The 17,364-nt window shown below is 34.2% G+C and carries 15 protein-coding genes; 13 read left to right on the top strand and 2 right to left on the bottom strand.

The features are described from left to right. Nucleotides 1-3 precede the first annotated feature (3 nt). The 9 genes from G508_RS0118185 to G508_RS0118135 all read left to right on the top strand — a co-directional run bounded on the left by G508_RS0118185 (nt 4) and on the right by G508_RS0118135 (nt 11,320). Nucleotides 4-1,473 carry a hypothetical protein gene (locus tag G508_RS0118185; protein WP_026706633.1) on the top strand — a complete coding sequence of 490 codons (1,470 nt, stop codon included), beginning with the start codon at nt 4-6 and terminating at the stop codon, nt 1,471-1,473. 71 nt (nt 1,474-1,544) lie between these two features. Beyond that, nucleotides 1,545-2,969: an SIR2 family protein gene (locus G508_RS0118180; RefSeq protein WP_026706632.1), complete on the top strand. Its 1,425-nt coding sequence runs from the start codon at nt 1,545-1,547 to the stop codon at nt 2,967-2,969. 2 nt (nt 2,970-2,971) lie between these two features. Then, on the top strand, nt 2,972-3,547 hold the full coding sequence (locus G508_RS0118175; RefSeq protein WP_026706631.1) for a TIR domain-containing protein: 576 nt from the start codon (nt 2,972-2,974) through the stop codon (nt 3,545-3,547). Beyond that, nucleotides 3,547-4,236, top strand: a complete 690-nt coding sequence (locus G508_RS0118170; protein WP_026706630.1) for a TIR domain-containing protein — start codon at nt 3,547-3,549, stop codon at nt 4,234-4,236. Before G508_RS0118175 ends, G508_RS0118170 begins: the two co-directional genes overlap by 1 nt. A 2-nt stretch (nt 4,237-4,238) precedes the next feature. Next, a complete protein-coding gene (locus tag G508_RS0118165; RefSeq protein ID WP_051197761.1) occupies nt 4,239-4,820 on the top strand; it encodes a toll/interleukin-1 receptor domain-containing protein in 582 nt (193 codons plus the stop codon). Continuing rightward, nucleotides 4,821-5,282 (top strand): DUF6998 domain-containing protein, encoded by a 462-nt coding sequence (locus G508_RS19700; protein WP_051197758.1) that lies wholly within the window; start codon nt 4,821-4,823, stop codon nt 5,280-5,282. It abuts the gene before it with no gap. Continuing rightward, nucleotides 5,275-6,402 (top strand): PD-(D/E)XK nuclease family protein, encoded by a 1,128-nt coding sequence (locus G508_RS0118155; RefSeq protein WP_026706628.1) that lies wholly within the window; start codon nt 5,275-5,277, stop codon nt 6,400-6,402. Before G508_RS19700 ends, G508_RS0118155 begins: the two co-directional genes overlap by 8 nt. Nucleotides 6,403-6,443: 41 nt before the next feature. Further along, nucleotides 6,444-9,590: a type I restriction endonuclease subunit R gene (locus tag G508_RS0118150; protein ID WP_026706627.1), complete on the top strand. Its 3,147-nt coding sequence runs from the start codon at nt 6,444-6,446 to the stop codon at nt 9,588-9,590. A 986-nt stretch (nt 9,591-10,576) separates the two neighbouring features. Next, nucleotides 10,577-11,320, top strand: coding sequence for a hypothetical protein (locus G508_RS0118135; RefSeq protein WP_157486113.1), 744 nt, complete (start codon nt 10,577-10,579; stop codon nt 11,318-11,320). Between the two features lie 258 nt (nt 11,321-11,578). Here G508_RS0118135 and G508_RS0118130 read toward each other — a convergent pair whose 3' ends face one another. Both G508_RS0118130 and G508_RS0118125 read right to left on the bottom strand, forming a co-directional pair. Continuing rightward, nucleotides 11,579-12,274, bottom strand: a complete 696-nt coding sequence (locus tag G508_RS0118130; protein ID WP_026706624.1) for a LytR/AlgR family response regulator transcription factor — start codon at nt 12,272-12,274, stop codon at nt 11,579-11,581. Next, nucleotides 12,267-13,076: a sensor histidine kinase gene (locus tag G508_RS0118125; protein ID WP_026706623.1), complete on the bottom strand. Its 810-nt coding sequence runs from the start codon at nt 13,074-13,076 to the stop codon at nt 12,267-12,269. Before G508_RS0118125 ends, G508_RS0118130 begins: the two co-directional genes overlap by 8 nt. A 203-nt stretch (nt 13,077-13,279) precedes the next feature. On the opposite strand from G508_RS0118125, the gene G508_RS0118120 reads away from it, so the two are divergent. The 4 genes from G508_RS0118120 to G508_RS0118100 all read left to right on the top strand — a co-directional run bounded on the left by G508_RS0118120 (nt 13,280) and on the right by G508_RS0118100 (nt 17,331). Next, the gene (locus G508_RS0118120; protein ID WP_026706622.1) at nt 13,280-14,452 is read left to right on the top strand and encodes a metallophosphoesterase; all 1,173 of its coding nucleotides are present in this window, start codon (nt 13,280-13,282) and stop codon (nt 14,450-14,452) included. Between the two features lie 1,059 nt (nt 14,453-15,511). Further along, a complete protein-coding gene (locus G508_RS0118110) occupies nt 15,512-15,973 on the top strand; it encodes a hypothetical protein (protein ID WP_026706620.1) in 462 nt (153 codons plus the stop codon). A 147-nt stretch (nt 15,974-16,120) separates the two neighbouring features. Beyond that, the gene (locus G508_RS0118105) at nt 16,121-16,690 is read left to right on the top strand and encodes a hypothetical protein (RefSeq protein WP_026706619.1); all 570 of its coding nucleotides are present in this window, start codon (nt 16,121-16,123) and stop codon (nt 16,688-16,690) included. A 203-nt stretch (nt 16,691-16,893) separates the two neighbouring features. Continuing rightward, nucleotides 16,894-17,331 carry a hypothetical protein gene (locus G508_RS0118100; RefSeq protein WP_026706618.1) on the top strand — a complete coding sequence of 146 codons (438 nt, stop codon included), beginning with the start codon at nt 16,894-16,896 and terminating at the stop codon, nt 17,329-17,331. The last annotated feature ends 33 nt before the right edge of the window (nt 17,332-17,364 follow it).

The raw sequence follows: 17,364 nt of genomic DNA, 5'->3' as shown, positions 1-17,364 counted from the left end.
AATATGGCAAGCTTTAAATTACTTTTTTCAGATTATTTTGATATTGACCAATCTGTAATAAATCAATATGGTGCATTAAATATTTGTCTATCGGCTGATATGCCATTATTTATAGATCCTTTTTTATTATTTGCATCAGAAGATGAAGAGTATAAAAAATTACATCAAAATTTAATTGACCATATTTTAATACTTAAAGATATTGCTATCGAAGATAAAGAAAGTGCTGAAAATAATAGTATTTTTAGGTTTCCTGAAAGAAAGCAAAATTGGTTGGGTGTTTCAAAGTTTGGAAATGATGGACGAGGATTAGGAAAAGATTTTGCAAAAAAAATTATTAAATCATTTAATGGCTTTTATAATTCATTCGGTAATGAAAAAATAAGTGCTGAAACACATATTGAGAAACTTACTATAATGAATGATAGAATTGGTAGAGACTTCATTAGTGATTTTACCACAAATCTCATTTTAGATTTTTTATTACAATACACTCAAACATTTGCATTAAAACATTTAAAACCTAATCAGATTAGAGAATTTAGTATTAATTCAATCTTTAATAAGGATTTTAAACGTTGGATGCCAAAAAAGTATCAACTCCCCTATTTATACTTAGAAGAAAAAGGAGATTTTATAATTCTTACTCCTTTAGATATTTTAACTAAAGATGAAGCGGCTATAAATAATTCAGAGTTTTATTCCAATTTTTTATCTGTAGCCAATAGTATTAAAAATGTTGATTTACGAAATTCAATAAATGAATATTTTAGAAGTCAATTACCCAAAAAACCAACAAAAAAAGATAGGAATTATGCTGTAAATAAAACTGCTATAAAATTTCCAGAGATTATCGATTACTATATCAAATCAAAAGAAGACAATAAAGAAACTGTTTCCAAACTAACTAAAGATAAAATAAGAAAACTGACTTCTGAACTGATAGAAGCTTTATCATCATTAGGAGAAATTCTTTTTGAAAAAAGTGATTTTTATAAAATCGTTCCTACAAGTTATGATGAATCATTAAAAAGAGTTCATTATTTAAAAGATGTAATTGAGAACAACGATGGTTATAGAGTTTTTTATCACGAGGGTATTCCAATTGCTAAAGAAGAAACTATCCAAAGAATATTTAGACTGACATGGTTTGCGACTCCTTTTGATGTAAATTCAGAAGTTAATAATGGTCGTGGTCCAGCAGATTATAAAGTATCGTATGGTTCCGAAGATTCAACCATTGTAGAATTTAAACTTGGCAAATCAAGTTCCTTAAGTAGAAATCTAGCAAATCAAACTGATATTTATAAAAAAGCCTCTAAATCTGCAAGTGATATTAAAGTTATTTTATGCTATAATGATGGAGAAGTTAAAAGTGTTGAAAGGACATTGAATAAATTAAAGTTGGTTGACCAAGAGCATATAATAATTATTAATGCTTCTCCTAAGAAGTCAGCTTCGTTAGTTAAATAGATTATAAAACTTTTAATTTTAATTAATGTTAAGAGTGAAATAGAAAATTTAGAAAGTTAAAAGATAAAAATATGGATATAAATAAACCCGAAATTAATGCTTTCATTAATGATTATGTTAAAGATTTAAGGAACGGTCACGCGTCAATTTTTGTTGGTGCAGGTGTATCAAGAGGAGCTGGATATGTAGATTGGAAAGGGTTGCTAACTGAAATAGCTGAATCGTTAAGTTTGGATATTCATAAAGAGTACGACTTATTATCTGTAGCTCAATACCATGTTAATTCAAATGGTAGAGCTAGGATAAATAAAAAAATTCTAGAAGAGTTTATTGACGAGATTGAGGAAACTGAAAACCATAGAATTATTGCACGCCTTCCATACAATACTATTTGGACAACTAACTATGATAAACTAATTGAAGACACTTGTAATAAATTTAATAAAATTCCAGATGTTAAACACTCAGTAAAACAGTTGTTTCAGAATAGACCCAAATCTGATTTGGTTTTGTACAAAATGCATGGCGATGTGAGCTTTCCTGGTGAAGCGATATTAACCAAAGAAGATTATGAAGGATATTACAGTACTCATGAGGCATTTATAACCGCTTTAAGTGGTGAATTAATTTCTAAAACATTTTTATTTATTGGCTTTAGCTTTACTGACCCAAATATTGACCATGTCCTTAGTAGATTAAATTTTAAATATAAAACTAAAGATAGGGAGCACTACTGTCTTCTAAAAAAGTATAGCCTACAAGATTATGGCGAGAATCAAGCCGACCTGGATTATAACCTTAGAAAACAACAACTTTTTATTTCTGAGTTAAAACGATATGGGATTACTACTATTTTAATAGAGGATTATTCAGATATTACTCAAATACTTCAAGAAATAGAACGAAGATACAATTCCCACTCTGTTTTCATCTCTGGAAGTGCTGTTGAATATGGCGCTTTCACACCTCTAGAAGCTCAACAATTCATTCACTTACTTTCAAAAAAATTAATAGAGCGAAATCTAAATGTTGTTAACGGATTTGGTTTGGGTGTTGGAAGTGCCGTAATTAATGGTGCGCTTGATGCAATTTATTCAAATCCTAAAAAGTATAGTGAAGAACAATTGATTCTCAAACCATTTCCACAATTTAAAACGGGTGGGAAAGAACTACCTCAATTGCGGGAAGAATATAGACAACAAATGATTTCCAGAGCAGGAATAATAATATTTGTTTTTGGAAATAAGGATGAAGAGAAAGGTATTGTAAATGCTGGCGGAGTTAAAAGAGAGTTTTTAATTGCTGTAGAAAAAGGATTAGTACCTATTCCAATTCATTACACTGGTTATATGTCGGAAGATATATTTAATGAACTCGAAAAACATGGTATTTCTAAACAATTAATTGATGATATATCTAAACTGCAGCTAGACAAAAATGATTTGGATAAATCTGTTAATCAAATTTTAAAGATTATTGATAAAATAATAAAGTAGAAATGGCAAAAAAAGTATTTTTTAGTTTTCATTATCAAGACGTTATTGATTTTAGAGCGAATGTGGTTAGAAATCACTGGTTAACAAAACCAGATAGACAGCAGGCTGGTTTTTTTGATTCTTCAATTTGGGAGAGTGCTAAAAAAACAGGTGTTGCCGCATTGAAAAAGTTAATCAATGAGGGTTTACACAATACAAGTAATACTTGTGTGCTAGTAGGATCTGAAACTTTTAAAAGAAGATGGGTTTCTTATGAAATAATGAAAAGTTTTGAAAAAGGAAACCATATTTTTTGTGTTCATATTAATTCTATAAAAGGAAAAGACTCTAAAACAAAATCACAAGGTAATAATCCTCTTTATTATTTAGGTTTTTCATTTAGTTCAGACGGCAAAAAACTCAGTCTTCATGATTACGTAGAAAATAAATGGATTAAGTATCCAGACCTAGATGGTTGGAATGTGAAAGAAGTTGATAAAAAATATAGAAATAAAATTTATCGTCTATCGGATGAATATGAAATTTATGATTGGATAGATGATAATGGTTATAATAACTTTTCAAATTGGGTAAAATAATGGGAAGAAAAATTTTTGTTTCGTATAAGTATGGAGATACTTATGTTGAAGATTTGGACATATATGAAGATACTTTTTTTGGTAAGCAAAAAGTTCAAACAAAAGCAAGGCACTACGTTGATGAATTAGCAGGGATTTTATCAAAGGAAGACCATATTTACAAAGGTGAAAATGATGGTCAAAGCCTTGCCAATTTTTCGGATGAATATATTGCTTCTTCACTCAGAGATAAAATATACGATAGTAGTATTACGATTGTACTTGTTTCAAAAGGAATGAAACATATTTGGCAAGCTGAAAAAGATCAATGGATGCCATGGGAAATATCCTATTCACTAAAAGAGTACACAAGAAATGGACGCACAAGCCTGTCAAATGGCATTTTAGTAGTTGTTTTACCAGATGAATTTGGAAGCTATGAATATTACTTAACACATAATGGTGTCTGTAACTGTACAACTTATAATACTCCTTTTTTATTTCAAATTTTAAGGGATAATATGTTTAATAAAAAAGAGCAAGAAACAAGAGTATGCTCAAATGGTACAATTGTATATCATGGAGAATTCTCATATATAAAATCAGTTAAATGGGAGGAATTTAAAAACTCACCAAATTTTTATTTAGATAAGGCAATAGAATTGAGGGATATTAAAGAACAGTATAATGTTACTAAATCAATTAAATAATTATGAGTTTTATAAATGAATCACAGCTTAGAGGCTACAGAAAATCTATAAAAACATATAATCTATCATTAAATGAAAGTCTGAGAGGTTATAAAAATGAATCTAAGCTTTTAAAAACTAAAATATTTTTATCTCATAAACATGATGAGTTGGAGCAACTAGAAGGAGCAATTTCTTTTTTAAAAGATAATGGAGTTGATGTTTATGTAGATTGGCTTGATGGTGGAATGCCAAAGACTACATCAGGTGAAACAGCGGTAGGATTAAAAGAAAAAATCAAAGAAAATGATAAATTTATATTATTAGCTACTGAAGGAGCAATAAATTCTAAGTGGTGCAACTGGGAACTTGGCTTAGGTGATGCTGCTAAGTATATCAATAACATAGCTGTCTTACCAATCAAAAAAGATTATTCAGATTTTAGCGGTAATGAGTATTTAGAAATTTATCCATATATTTTTAGAATTGATTCATTTCAATATTTTAATGGGGAATATCGTAGTTCTGGGCTATATGTAATTTATCCTAAAGTAAATGGAAATGATAAGGTTGTTGCCTTAAAAGATTGGTTAAAACTAAGATAAATGCAAGAAATAAAACAACTCTTAGCCCTAACAAGTGCATTAAAAGAAAAATACAAACACCACAACAAAAGTTTTACTTTGGATGGTAAGTTGGTGGGTGATATTGGTGAGGTATTGGTAGCAGAGCAGTATGGGTTAACCTTGTATGGAAACAATAAACAAGTTTATGATGGTTATGTTACAGCAGAACCCACAAAACAAGTGCAGATAAAAGCTTCTTTTCATAATTATTTTTATTTTAATAAAGACCTTACCAACATTCCGGACTATTTTATAGCCATCAAGCTAAATGAAGATGGTTCTTTTAAAGAAGTGTATAATGGTAAAGGTAAGTTAATCTATGAAAAAATGTTAAGCCATTTAAGTACCGAACGTAAGTATAATTTTAGGTTATCAGTACTAAAATTAGAGGAACTTAACAACCATCCTGATTATGAAAAAATAAAACGAGTTCATGGATAACATCAATCTTAAAGCTTTACAAATCTTTCTAAACCAAAATGATATTCCAATCATAAAAGGTAAACCCAAAACCTTTTTGGGCATTGCCAAACAACCGCATTATGAAAATGTAACCTCTAATATTTATGCCTTTTATTTTGATAGTAACGAAGTCCATAAATTAAAGAATTTGTTTATTAAGAGTCTGTTGGAACTCATCACTGCTTCTTCATTTTCAAAAGATGCTCATATTTTTGAATCATTTGCAAATTTTCAAGTAGTAACCGAATATGGTACTACAAACCGAAAGCGTATTGATATTTTACTTCAAAATCATCATCAAGCCATCATCATAGAAAACAAAGTCTATCACGCACTTAATAATGACTTAGATGAATATTACAATGAAATAGAAGTGCCTAATAAAATAGGTATTGTACTATCACTTTATCCAATTTCAGATATCAAGCATCATCGTTTTATCAACATTACCCATTTGCAGTTAGTAACTCAAATCATGCAAAATTTAGGGAGCTATATATTAAACGCCAATGATAAATATTTAGTCTTTTTAAAAGACTTTTGTCAAAACATCATTAATTTAAGTCATCCGGTTATGGAAAAAGAAAACATTGCATTTTACTACAAAAATCAAGAGAAAATTAATCAATTAGCCAATTTCAAATACAATGTAAGAAAACATATTGTAGCGCAAATTGTTGAGGCAGGCAATCGATTGGATGGTGTTAGTAAGTATGAACCAAGAATTAATAGCCAACACGACAAACGATTGGTGTATTACGTATCCAATAAACATAAAGATTTAATGTTCACAGTGGTCTATGAAAATTTACTAACGGATGAAAAAGGAATGTATATTGCTGTTGAAATGGTAGGCAATTTATTGAAAGATAGAACACGTTATAATCAGATTGATTTTTCAGAAGAAGAAAAACGATTTGCATTTGCAGAACATTTTAAAACTACCAATGAGGGTTGGTCTCATTTTGCAGTGGTTCATTATCATCCTACAGATGTTGAAGTTTCTAATTTATCACAATTTATTATTGATAAATTAAAAGAAGATTATTTGCTTTCTATTTTCAATAAAATAGAGTTATTTTTGGATAGCGTTAAATAATAATTTTGAATATAAAATTTACTTTTTACTAAATAATTTTAATGAAATTCACCGAAGCCAAATTAGAACAAGCGTTTACCGAATTGCTAGAAAATGAGGGATATCCTCATGCTTTTGGCGTTACGTTAATCCGTAAGCCTGAAGAAGTGCTATTGGTGGAAGACTTGAAAGCATTTTTACTGGAGCAGTATGCACATGAAGGCATTACGGCTAGCGAAGTGCAGTCTATTGTACTGCAATTGCAATCGCTATCCTCCTCTGATTTATATGAAAGCAATAAAACCTTCTTAAAATGGGTTTCGGATGGGTTTGCCTTGAAACGTGAAGACCGTAGTAAAAAAGACATCTGGATCTACTTGTTGGATTATAGTGCTAAGGATCAAAACCACTACCGCTTTGTTACCCAAATGGAAATTCTGGGAAGCAATCCGAGAATTCCAGATGGAGTGATTTACATCAATGGTTTACCTTTGGTAGTATTCGAATTCAAGAGTGCTATTCGACAAGATGCTACCTTGCATGATGCTTTTGTGCAAATCACTACTCGTTACACAAGAGATATACCCGAGTTATTAAAATACAACGCCATCAGCGTGATTAGCGATGGCGTTAACAACAAAGCAGGTTCGCAGTTTGCACCCTATGAGTTTTTCTATGCGTGGCGAAGGGTGGCAGGATTGGCCAAGGATGTGGATGGTATTGATAGCATGTACACGTTGGTGCAAGGTATGTTCTTTAAGAATCGGTTAAAAGACATTCTTTGTAATTTTATTTATATTCCGGATAGTTCCAAAAAGAACGAAAAAATTGTGTGCCGTTATCCTCAATTTTATGCCGCAAGAGCTTTGTTTGATAGCATTAAAAAAGCACAAAAGCCAGAAGGGGATGGAAAAGGAGGCACTTATTTTGGCGCTACAGGCTGTGGAAAAAGTTATACAATGCTCTATTTGGCACGCTTGTTAATGAAAAGCGAGTATTTTGAAAGTCCAACGATTGTATTAATCACAGACCGAACGGACTTGGACGACCAACTCTCTACCCAATTCATCCAGGCAAAAGGCTATATTGGAGACAACAACATTGTGAGCGTTGAAAGTAGGGCTAATTTAAGGACATTATTACAAGACAGGCAAAGTGGCGGTGTGTTTTTGACCACAATCCATAAGTTTACCGAAGACACGCTACTGCTCTCTGAACGGAACAATATTATCTGTATTTCGGACGAAGCACACCGTAGTCAAACCAATATTGACCAAAAAGTAAAAGTAACAAAAGAAGGCGTCACAAAATCGTACGGATTTGCGAAGTATCTGCATGATTCGTTGCCAAACGCCACCTATGTTGGGTTTACAGGAACGCCAATTGATGCCACATTAGACGTTTTTGGAAAAGTAGTAGATGCCTACACCATGACGGAATCTGTTAAAGACGAAATCACGGTTCGTATTGCCTATGAAGGTAGGGCAGCAAAAGTGGTCTTGAAAAATAGCGAGTTGCAAAAAATTGAGGACTATTATAATTCAGTAGCTGAACTTGGTGCCAACGAGCATCAAATTGAACAAAGCAAAAAGGAAACGGCCAATATGAATGTCATCTTAGGCGACCCGGAGCGTTTGCAGGCTGTTGCAGAAGATTTTATTACGCATTATGAAAGGCGCATTGCTGAAGGTGCTACTGTGAAAGGCAAGGCATTATTTGTTTGCAGCACAAGAGAAATTGCCTACAAGCTATTTCAAAATATAATTTCCCTACGACCTGAATGGAACGAAAAGCGGAGAGCTGAAAAAGGCGTTCAACTGAATGAAAAGGAAAAAAAGGAATTAAAAAAAATAGAGCGTATCAAAATGATCATGACGCGTGGGAAGGACGATCCAAAGGAAATGTATAATTTATTAGGAACGAAAGACTATCGCAAAACATTAGATATACAATTCAAGCAAGAAAAATCAAACTTTAAAATTGCCATTGTGGTGGATATGTGGTTGACAGGATTTGATGTCCCTTTCTTGGATAGCATTTATATTGACAAACCCATACAACAGCATAATCTAATACAGACGATATCCAGAGTAAACCGGAACTATGCCAATAAAAACAAGGGTTTGGTTGTGGATTATATTGGTATCAAAAAGCAAATGAACTTGGCTTTAGCAAAATATAATACAGGCGATAAAGACAATTTTGAAGATGTTAAAGAATCTCTTCGGATAGTTCGGAACCATTTGGATTTATTAGCTAAGTTGTTTCACAAGTTTGACAGCACGAAGTATTTCAATGGCACTACGTTAGAACAATTGCAAAACCTTAATGAAGCCTCTGAATTTGCACAACAAACCAAAGAGTTTGAAACTCGTTTTATGGGATTGGTTAAACGACTAAAAGCCGCCTATGATATTTGTGTAGGAAGCGAAGAGTTAGATCAAAGTGAACGGGATTATACACATTTTTATCTTGCTGTTCGTTCGATTGTATTCAAATTAACGCGAGGTGATGCTCCCGACACTGCACAAATGAATGCAAGGGTTCGAGAAATGATTAAGGATGCTTTAGAAAGTGAAGGTGTAGAGGAAATCTTTAAACTAGGTCATGAAACAGTAACAGAACAGGATTTGTTTGATGAAGCTTATTTAGAAAAAATTGATAAAATTAAATTACCGAATACCAAAATAAAACTCCTGCAACAATTATTGTCTAAAGCCATTCAGGAAATAAAAAAGGTGAATAGGGTGAAAGGGGTTGATTTTAGCAAAAAAATGCAATCTTTAGTGGAACGGTATAACGAGAGAAGTGAAAACGACATTCTTAGAAGTGAAGTATATGAAGAGATGGCCGATCAATTAACGGAATTGATTTGGGAGGTGCATAAAGAATTTACGGCTGGGGATGCTTTAGGTATTGATTTTGAAGAAAAAGCATTTTATGATATTCTCGATATGCTATGTGCTAAATACGACTTTAACTATCCTGAAGCTAAAATGATAGCACTTGCCAAAGCGGTTAAAGAATTAGTGGAATCGCAAGCAAAGTTTCCTGATTGGAACAAGCGAGAAGACATTAAGGCGGCATTGAAAGTTGGCTTGATCTTGTTATTGGATGAATTTGGCTATCCACCCGTTGACAAGGATGAAGTATATGTAGAGATTTTTGAACAAGCTGAGAATTTTAAGAAGAATAAAATTAAGGAATAATATACTCAATATCTTCCTTACCAAAGGCATTGGAACCTATGAAACAATAGGATCATTATTCCTAATCCTCATAAGTGCTACATTTGTCCAAAAAGAATACCAGTCCTTCTGTGACGGTGATGACATGCAAGGGTATTCAGTGTTAAGGATGAGGTCTAGGGTGCAAGGTGTAGGGTGCAAGGTGTAGGGTGCAATGGGGTCAGTAGTCAGTGATCACTTGTTGCGATCCGTTTTTCCAATAGCCAGCCTTTTCCGCTGCCAATAGGTTTTGTGCCTGCTTTTGCCTATATTTGTGGGAGCAGGGCGTTAATTGCCCCGAGAGCCTCCAACCGTGCCGTGTTACAAGCCCACCATTTTACCTCCGCATTCCCCATAATGCCCTAACAGGCGCACCTTAAAAAAAAATCCTATGAACATTAGAAACTACTTCCAACTTACCGTGAGTGCCCTAGTACTTACCGCCGTTATTACGAGCTGCAGTGTCAGCACTACAAGTTCCCGATCAGGCAAGGTGCCTCCCGGCCAGGCGAAAAAGATGTCCGGCAGCAAGAGTGCCAAGGCGTTTGCACCGGGACAAGTGAAGAAGCGGTAGGGGATGAGTTGCAGTGGTCAGTCGCAGTGGGCAGTGATCAGTGTTCAGTGGTCAGTGTTCGGTGTTCAGTGTTCGGTGATCAGTGGTCAGTAGTCAGTGTTCAGTGTTCAGTGTTCGGTGTTCGGTGATCAGTGGTCAGTGGTCAGTGTTCGGTGTTCGGTGTTCGGTGGTCAGTGATCAGTTTTCAGGTTCAGGGTTTAAGGCAAAGGGTGCTGATGCCGGAGCCTGTGGAGTAAATTGGGGCGCTATAAAAAAAGTTATTGGTCATGACGAAACCGTAATAGGGTGTTTGTTTTTTGTGTATTATTGTAGAAGCTAAGAAGAAAAATAGTGGATATGTACAAGCTAGCAGTCAGCTTAAAAGACGACAACAAAAAGATAAGGAGCTTGAAAAATGGATAAACCAAAGCGACTTTTACTTTATGGACTATATGTCATTTTGTGTTTGGCAGCAGAGACATTCATACTATGGCTATTTCCATACACAGGACTTGGCGGACTGATCTGTTGGCCATTGACAATGATACTCGCAGCGGGACTAGGTTTCATTATTTTTAAAACAACCGAAAAACAACTAAAAACCTGGCAACTTTGGACACTATTCCTAACCACTTTTACAGTTCAAATATCCTTACAATTGTGGACAACCCCTCAAGACTTCGGCGGAACGCCTTTCTCTAAAATCGGAGACACTTTTAAAGCTTACAAGAATTACAACAGGATCAATTATAGCGACTATGCAGATTTGACGGCGGGAGAAAGAGTTGCCTACATCTATAAGTTCAAAGAAGAATTGCCAGACAAATTCATTTCGCTTCAAATTGATCGCACAGGACAAAATCACGAAAGTTCAAACCCAAGAACCTATGTTTTTGAGTACAGGAAAGGAAACATACAATATGACCCAGCACAATTGAAGTTAATCAATGGCGACACGTCGACAACGATCATTGCCTACCTACCAAACTCTGACACTGTCATCTATAAAACTGCCGGTGACATTTTTAGCCCCCAATTAATGGGTTGGAGTGATAATGGATATCACTTTTTCAAAAAAGAAGACGACTTTGAAATTACAACAGGAATTGAAGCCTTACATTATAGCATATTGCAACTAACAAGAAAGCCTAATCGCTGACAGCACTAGCCGTGCCGCCGCGGCGGACGCGTGCACCACTCTTTCAAAAACTATCCCGAAGCTTCGGGATTCTAAGCGAGGCTTATAAAGTGAAAGAGGTCAATTTTTCAAGTGATTTGATTGATGTGTGGTATGTTTAAAAATCAGACATTCTATTTTTGGGACAACTATTTTGGTATATTGTAAAGTAGTAAAACGGAGGTCTTTTCACAGCCTGACGTTACTGGTAATTTTGCAGAACCGACAGGAAGACAGCAACTACTTCAACAATTGAGTAATATTAAGCTTATAGATCTTGCCAATCGGAATGGAATAGTTTTCAATCACTATAACATTTCCTTCAATGGTCCTAATGTGTTTTGGAGCAACTGCAAATGACTTATGCACTTGTAAGAAGTCATTCTTAGGCAATTGTTCCAATAAGGCAGAAAATTTTTCCCGAATCATTATAGTTTCGGTCGTGGTTACTATCTTAGTGTAATTCCCTGTTGCTTCGATGTAGAGAATAGCCACTGTTTCCAGCTGGATGTGCTTTTTGTTGCTTTGTACAAAAATACGGTTGGAAACAGGAGTGCTTTCAGCTACTATTTTCTTTTCACTAACATAGTTCCCAAAAGCTTTACTGATCGCTTTCAAGAAACGTTCGAAACCAAAGGGTTTGAGCAAATAGTCCGAAATATTATGTTCGTATCCTTCCAAAGCGAATTCATTATATGCAGTGGTTACGATTACTTTTGGTGGATTTTGTACTGTTCTTAAAAATTCAAACCCTTTTAAAACAGGCATATTCAAATCCAAAAAAATCAAATCTACTTCATTTCTATTCAGATATTCAAACGCCTCCAATGCATCATAGCAGTTTTTCATCAACTGCATATTGGGCAATACATCACAATATCCTTTAATTATATCGTGAGCAATGTGTTCATCGTCAATGATTAAATATCTAATCATAATTTTTTAAAATTAGTTGAACTTTATACACATTCTCCGTCACAGAAAAAGTCAGCTTGTATTGATTGGGATAGATTAATTCTAATCTTCTTTTCAGATTTTTTAAGCCAATTCCTGATGCGTTTTCTGCCTTTTCGTACTTATTTTCAATAGTAAAACCGATTTCGTTTTGAGATGCAGCCAAACTCATTTTTATATACGCGCCCTCTCTTACATTTTCTACACCGTGCTTAAACGCATTTTCTAAAAGAATGATAAACAATAACGGAACTACTTTTATATTTTCATAAACATCACAATCAAAATCAACGCTTATCCCTTTGTGGTAACGCATTTTGTGCAGTTCGATATAGTTTTTCAAAAAGCCAATTTCTTCTTTAAGCATAACCGTTTCCTTTTTGCCCTCATAAATACTGTAACGCATCACATCAGAAAGTTTCAATATCAATTCTTGTGCTTTTTGAGCATCTTTCGCTACCAAGCCATACAAATTGTTGAGCATATTGAAAAAGAAATGTGGACTAACCTGACTTTTCAAAAATAGTATTTCGGCCTTTGTCTTTTCGTTTTTCAGTTTGGAAATAAAAATAATCTGACGAACCAACCAAAAGACACCCAAGCCGAGCAGAAATAAATAGTAAGTGACGACAAGAAACGCAACCTTTGGATGGTAGTTTCCTAAAAACAGTACGGATTGATTTTTAGTAAAAATTACTTCGTAAGTAGTAATCAGTATAGGAATGATCGCTATTGCCAAAAGAGCACTTACAATCCATTTTATATTTCTTTTTATTACTTCCATACTGCAATATTACAATTATAAATCCCCTTCTGCAATGAGGTTGACAAACAACCGTCAAAGTGTTTTGAACTGATTGAAATGAGTGACAAGAGGACTTCAAATAACTCTAAACACTTTTTAAACAACAGAGCATGACGTTTGTCCCAATAGTTTTGGGAAGAAAATCAACATTGATAAGTTTGCTGAAATCAAAAGTAACTATTATGAAAAAAAGAGTGTTCCGATATGTAAAGCATATCATTATAACCTTTGTAATTCTTGCCAGTTTTGCACTATCATTTGGATTGTATCACGGGGCCAGTTTTCGCTATGCAGAAAATCCTGAAATGATGAATTGGGACAAAGATGGTCCTTACGTTTTCAATAAAAATGATAGCGTTTTTACTGTTAACTACATCAGGGGAAATCAAGATAAAGGGTTTTATCTCGACCAAAAAGAATATGCTTCGCATTCTCAAGTTCCTGCAAATTGTTATTTCCCATTAGACAGTACCCGTTTTGAATTTACCATTACCAATAAAATAGAAGCTCCTAAAAGCACCTATAACGACACTGCCAAAATTATAGCCATTTCTGATATTGAAAGTGGTTTTAAAGCCTTTCGTGATTTTTTGATTGCCAATAAAGTGATTGACAAAAAACTAAACTGGACATTTGGAAACGGACATCTGGTATTGCTTGGAGATTTTGTAGATAGAGATTTTTCGACCACACAGGTGCTTTGGCTTATCTATAAATTGGAGCAAGATGCAAAGCAAAAAGGCGGAACGGTCCATTACATTTTGGGAAACCACGAATTGAAAAATATGCAGGGAAATTTTGAAAACACTTCGCCCAAATATTATCACGTTTCATCTATTTTAAAAAAACAGCAAACCGACTTATATGGTGCACATTCCTTCTTAGGAAAATGGATGTCGAGTAAAAATTCAATTGAAAAAATTAACGGAACGCTCTTTGCACACGGCGGAATACATCCCGATTTGGCAAAACATGAGACGAATTTAGACGAAATCAATCAAATTATTCGTAACAATTATTACAAACCTTACTACCCGAATCCACAAAGAAACTTGGAGCAATTAATAATTTCTTCTTACAAAGGAATAGCTTGGTATAGAGGTTACTTTAAAGATGATTTGGCCCAGAAGGAGATAGAGCAAGGATTAAATAAATTCAATGCCAAATCAATTGTAGTTGGACATACACTTCAATCAGAAGTCAATACACAATATAATGGAAAAGTAATAGGCATTGACGTAAAGCATCCAAAAGATTACTCTAAAAGTATTCCCAATCAAAAATCAGAAGGTTTGCTAATTGAAGACGGAAAATATTTCAGGTTGTTACACAATGGAAAGAAGAAGAAAATATAGAATGAAAGTATAATAAAAACTGCCGCTCAGAGCGGTAGCCGTTCCACTGCATCGGACACGTGCACAACCCTTCAAAAACTAAATTATCATAAAAAAGCAACCTCGCTAGTTCCGGAGTTTAGGGATAAGCGAGGTTTTTTTATGCAAAGTGATTACTGGGAAAATAGAAGGGCTCATTTTTTTTGAATATTAGCAAGTAGGAGGGTGGTGGTTTTAAAAAATAGGGTTTTCCCTATTGTGGGGTGTCGTGGCCCCGAAGTTTCGGGAGGAAAGTGGCTGGGGTGTGGAATGAGGGAAAGCGTAAATTGGGTCTTTGTTTTTTGTGTATTATTGTAGAAGCTAACAATAGTTATAGCGGGTATGCAACTTGATTTGGGTGTATATGCGCTACCTAGTAGCGGATATATAAGTTAGAGGAGATGCATGAAGACGACCTAAAAAAATCATCAAGATTATGAATTTAAAATATTTTCTTTATACTCTATCAGTAATAATTGCAGTGGTTATCTTTGTCGTTTTTGCTAATCGAAATATAGAATTTTCATCCAACTTAGTTGAGATAAATAGCATCTCTGAAGTAAACAATTTGGTTGTAGAAAAGCATATAATGAAAGAGGTAGTTATATATTGAATGATTCTGCTTTCGTGGGATTAGCATCTATTGCAGATTCTGATAGTAGTAAAATTCAGATTGATGATAATGCGATTTGGCTCCCAAAAGGGTCTAAACATATTCCAAGAATTTCAGACATTAATGCTCCGTTTGTACTTCATAAAAATAGAAACAGTGATTCATTGTTTGTAACGAAAAATGGAAATACGTTAATTTTTATTTTAAGTGAGTAATTTGCACCTCCGCTAACAGCTGGTAAACGCCATTAGCTTCGCTCCGTTCGGCTTCGCCCCGGGTGCTGTTTTGGTGTAAAAAGAAAACAGTTTTTTCCATAACTTTGTTTTTGGTGGCGGAGGGTTGCCGGGTTTTGTTTACCTTCGGTCAGTCGCTCCGCTCGAGTCCGCAATGTTGCCTACCATCCAAAAGTTATGTGTTATTTAAATGAAATGAGGAACCTACTTTTATTATCAGTCCTACTTTATTCGAACTTATCAGATGCACAATCCAATAATCTGAATCTGAGCAACGAATATGTCTATACCGAAGTCTTAAAACATTACATCGAAAGGATTGAGTATGCTGACATAAAAGAAATTTATCTCGTCGACAATTCAACTATCTTACCACTCATACCCAGTGAAATAATGGGATTTAGTATCAAAAATTTTACGAAAAGTGAAGCGTCGTTACTGGTTTTAAAGCAGAGAGGCGATTATATTGCAGCACTTCATTTATCAGATTTGAGAATCGAAAATGGCCAGTTCTATGTAAAAATTTCTGATGTCTATATTAGGAGAAAAGGCAAACAAATTCATTTTGAGTATTCTGATCTATCCAATATTAAAGTTCATTTTAAATTGAAATGTGATACTACTCCATTGGAATTTGAAAGTATAACCTTCGAATAAACAACACCTAACAGGCTTTTGGCTAGATTGCGAATTTGATGTAAATTCATGTTTGGGTTTCGCAAGAATTTTTATCTTTAACTGAAAATAATCGGTTCCGAAGTTCGTAATCTTGCGACGTGGCGAAACCGCATTCCCTTTACAAGCATGAAGAAGAAGAAGGTATTCCAGTATTTACTTTTAATAACGGTTGGGATCATGATGATTTACAACCTTATCCCTTTTGGAGATTATTGCAGAGGATTATTAAATGCCTTACACCTGATCTTTTTTGGTGGAATGTTCTTACTGCTATTCCTAATTATTTGCTCTATAAATGTTTACGACAAAGTCAAGAACAAAAATAAATTTGATCTTATCCCTGTGATCCTATTTTTAACTTTCGCAGTTTTCCTTTATGCATTACTAGAATTAGATTACTCTAGATTTTGGACTACTCCAACTTTGATGGGATCAGTATCATTAGATAACAGTCCAAAAAGTGGCTATCTAACCCTATATAAAGATGGGACTTTTGAAGCAACCTACAATTCAGCTGATTTTAGCTGTACTTATGTTGGAAGCTATAAGATTGATCATGATACTTTAAAGCTGGAAAGAACTGACCTATCCACTGAAACCGATGCTCTTTTCGCCACAGGATATCTGATCTCAACGAGAAAAAAAGAACTTAAACCCTTACATACTAAATACAGGACAATTGCTATTATTGAATAAGAAAACGTCGCCATTACTATTTTAGTTGTAAAAGCAACATTAATTTTCATATCTTCGTTTTCGGTAGCCTACAGTTTGCTTCGCCAGTTCACTACTTTCGTGTCCGGGTTTTATTTGCCTTCGGTCAGTCGCTCCGCTCGAGTCTGGAACGGTGACTACGAGTGAAACGTTAGCGGTAATAGATCGAAAAATCTAAAAAAGATATGATAATTTCCTTTGATCTCGATGACACCTTACTATCAAAAAGTAAATTTCCGCTGGAAAAGCAAACTCTTTGGAACAAAGTATTTGGAGTAGAAAGAATCCGTTTTGGAACAGTCAATCTTTTCAAAGAGTTGCAATCACAAAATCATAAAATCTATATTTATACAACTTCTTATCGAAGCGAACTTAAAATTCGTTTCATGTTTTTCACCTATGGAATTTCAGTTGCAACTATTATCAACCAGAAAAAGCATATAAAAGAGCTCGGTTTGAAAAGCAAAGAGGTTTCAAAATTACCTTCCAAATTTGGAATCGATGTTCATGTTGACGATTCAAAAGGTGTTGAAATGGAAGGTAAAAAGTATGGATTTAAGACAATAATAATTTCAGATAAAGAAAATGCTTGGGTTAAGCTAATCTTGGAGAATATTAGATAAATTGCTACTACCGCTAGCAGCTTGTAAACACCA

It is taken from the genome of Flavobacterium soli DSM 19725, assembly GCF_000422705.1.
Taxonomy (GTDB): Bacteria; Bacteroidota; Bacteroidia; order Flavobacteriales; family Flavobacteriaceae; genus Flavobacterium; species Flavobacterium soli.
This window is presented reverse-complemented; position numbering and strand designations above follow the sequence as displayed.

Bases quoted from the DNA above. Each gene is read 5' to 3' on its own strand.
- G508_RS0118185 (WP_026706633.1), top strand. From the start codon at position 4: ATGGCAAGCTTTAAATTACTTTTTTCAGATTATTTTGATATTGACCAA.
- G508_RS0118180 (WP_026706632.1), top strand. From the start codon at position 1,545: ATGGATATAAATAAACCCGAAATTAATGCTTTCATTAATGATTATGTT.
- G508_RS0118175 (WP_026706631.1), top strand. From the start codon at position 2,972: ATGGCAAAAAAAGTATTTTTTAGTTTTCATTATCAAGACGTTATTGAT.
- G508_RS0118170 (WP_026706630.1), top strand. From the start codon at position 3,547: ATGGGAAGAAAAATTTTTGTTTCGTATAAGTATGGAGATACTTATGTT.
- G508_RS0118165 (WP_051197761.1), top strand. From the start codon at position 4,239: ATGAGTTTTATAAATGAATCACAGCTTAGAGGCTACAGAAAATCTATA.
- G508_RS19700 (WP_051197758.1), top strand. From the start codon at position 4,821: ATGCAAGAAATAAAACAACTCTTAGCCCTAACAAGTGCATTAAAAGAA.
- G508_RS0118155 (WP_026706628.1), top strand. From the start codon at position 5,275: ATGGATAACATCAATCTTAAAGCTTTACAAATCTTTCTAAACCAAAAT.
- G508_RS0118150 (WP_026706627.1), top strand. From the start codon at position 6,444: ATGAAATTCACCGAAGCCAAATTAGAACAAGCGTTTACCGAATTGCTA.
- G508_RS0118135 (WP_157486113.1), top strand. From the start codon at position 10,577: ATGGATAAACCAAAGCGACTTTTACTTTATGGACTATATGTCATTTTG.
- G508_RS0118130 (WP_026706624.1), bottom strand. From the start codon at position 12,274: ATGATTAGATATTTAATCATTGACGATGAACACATTGCTCACGATATA.
- G508_RS0118125 (WP_026706623.1), bottom strand. From the start codon at position 13,076: ATGGAAGTAATAAAAAGAAATATAAAATGGATTGTAAGTGCTCTTTTG.
- G508_RS0118120 (WP_026706622.1), top strand. From the start codon at position 13,280: ATGAAAAAAAGAGTGTTCCGATATGTAAAGCATATCATTATAACCTTT.
- G508_RS0118110 (WP_026706620.1), top strand. From the start codon at position 15,512: ATGAGGAACCTACTTTTATTATCAGTCCTACTTTATTCGAACTTATCA.
- G508_RS0118105 (WP_026706619.1), top strand. From the start codon at position 16,121: ATGAAGAAGAAGAAGGTATTCCAGTATTTACTTTTAATAACGGTTGGG.
- G508_RS0118100 (WP_026706618.1), top strand. From the start codon at position 16,894: ATGATAATTTCCTTTGATCTCGATGACACCTTACTATCAAAAAGTAAA.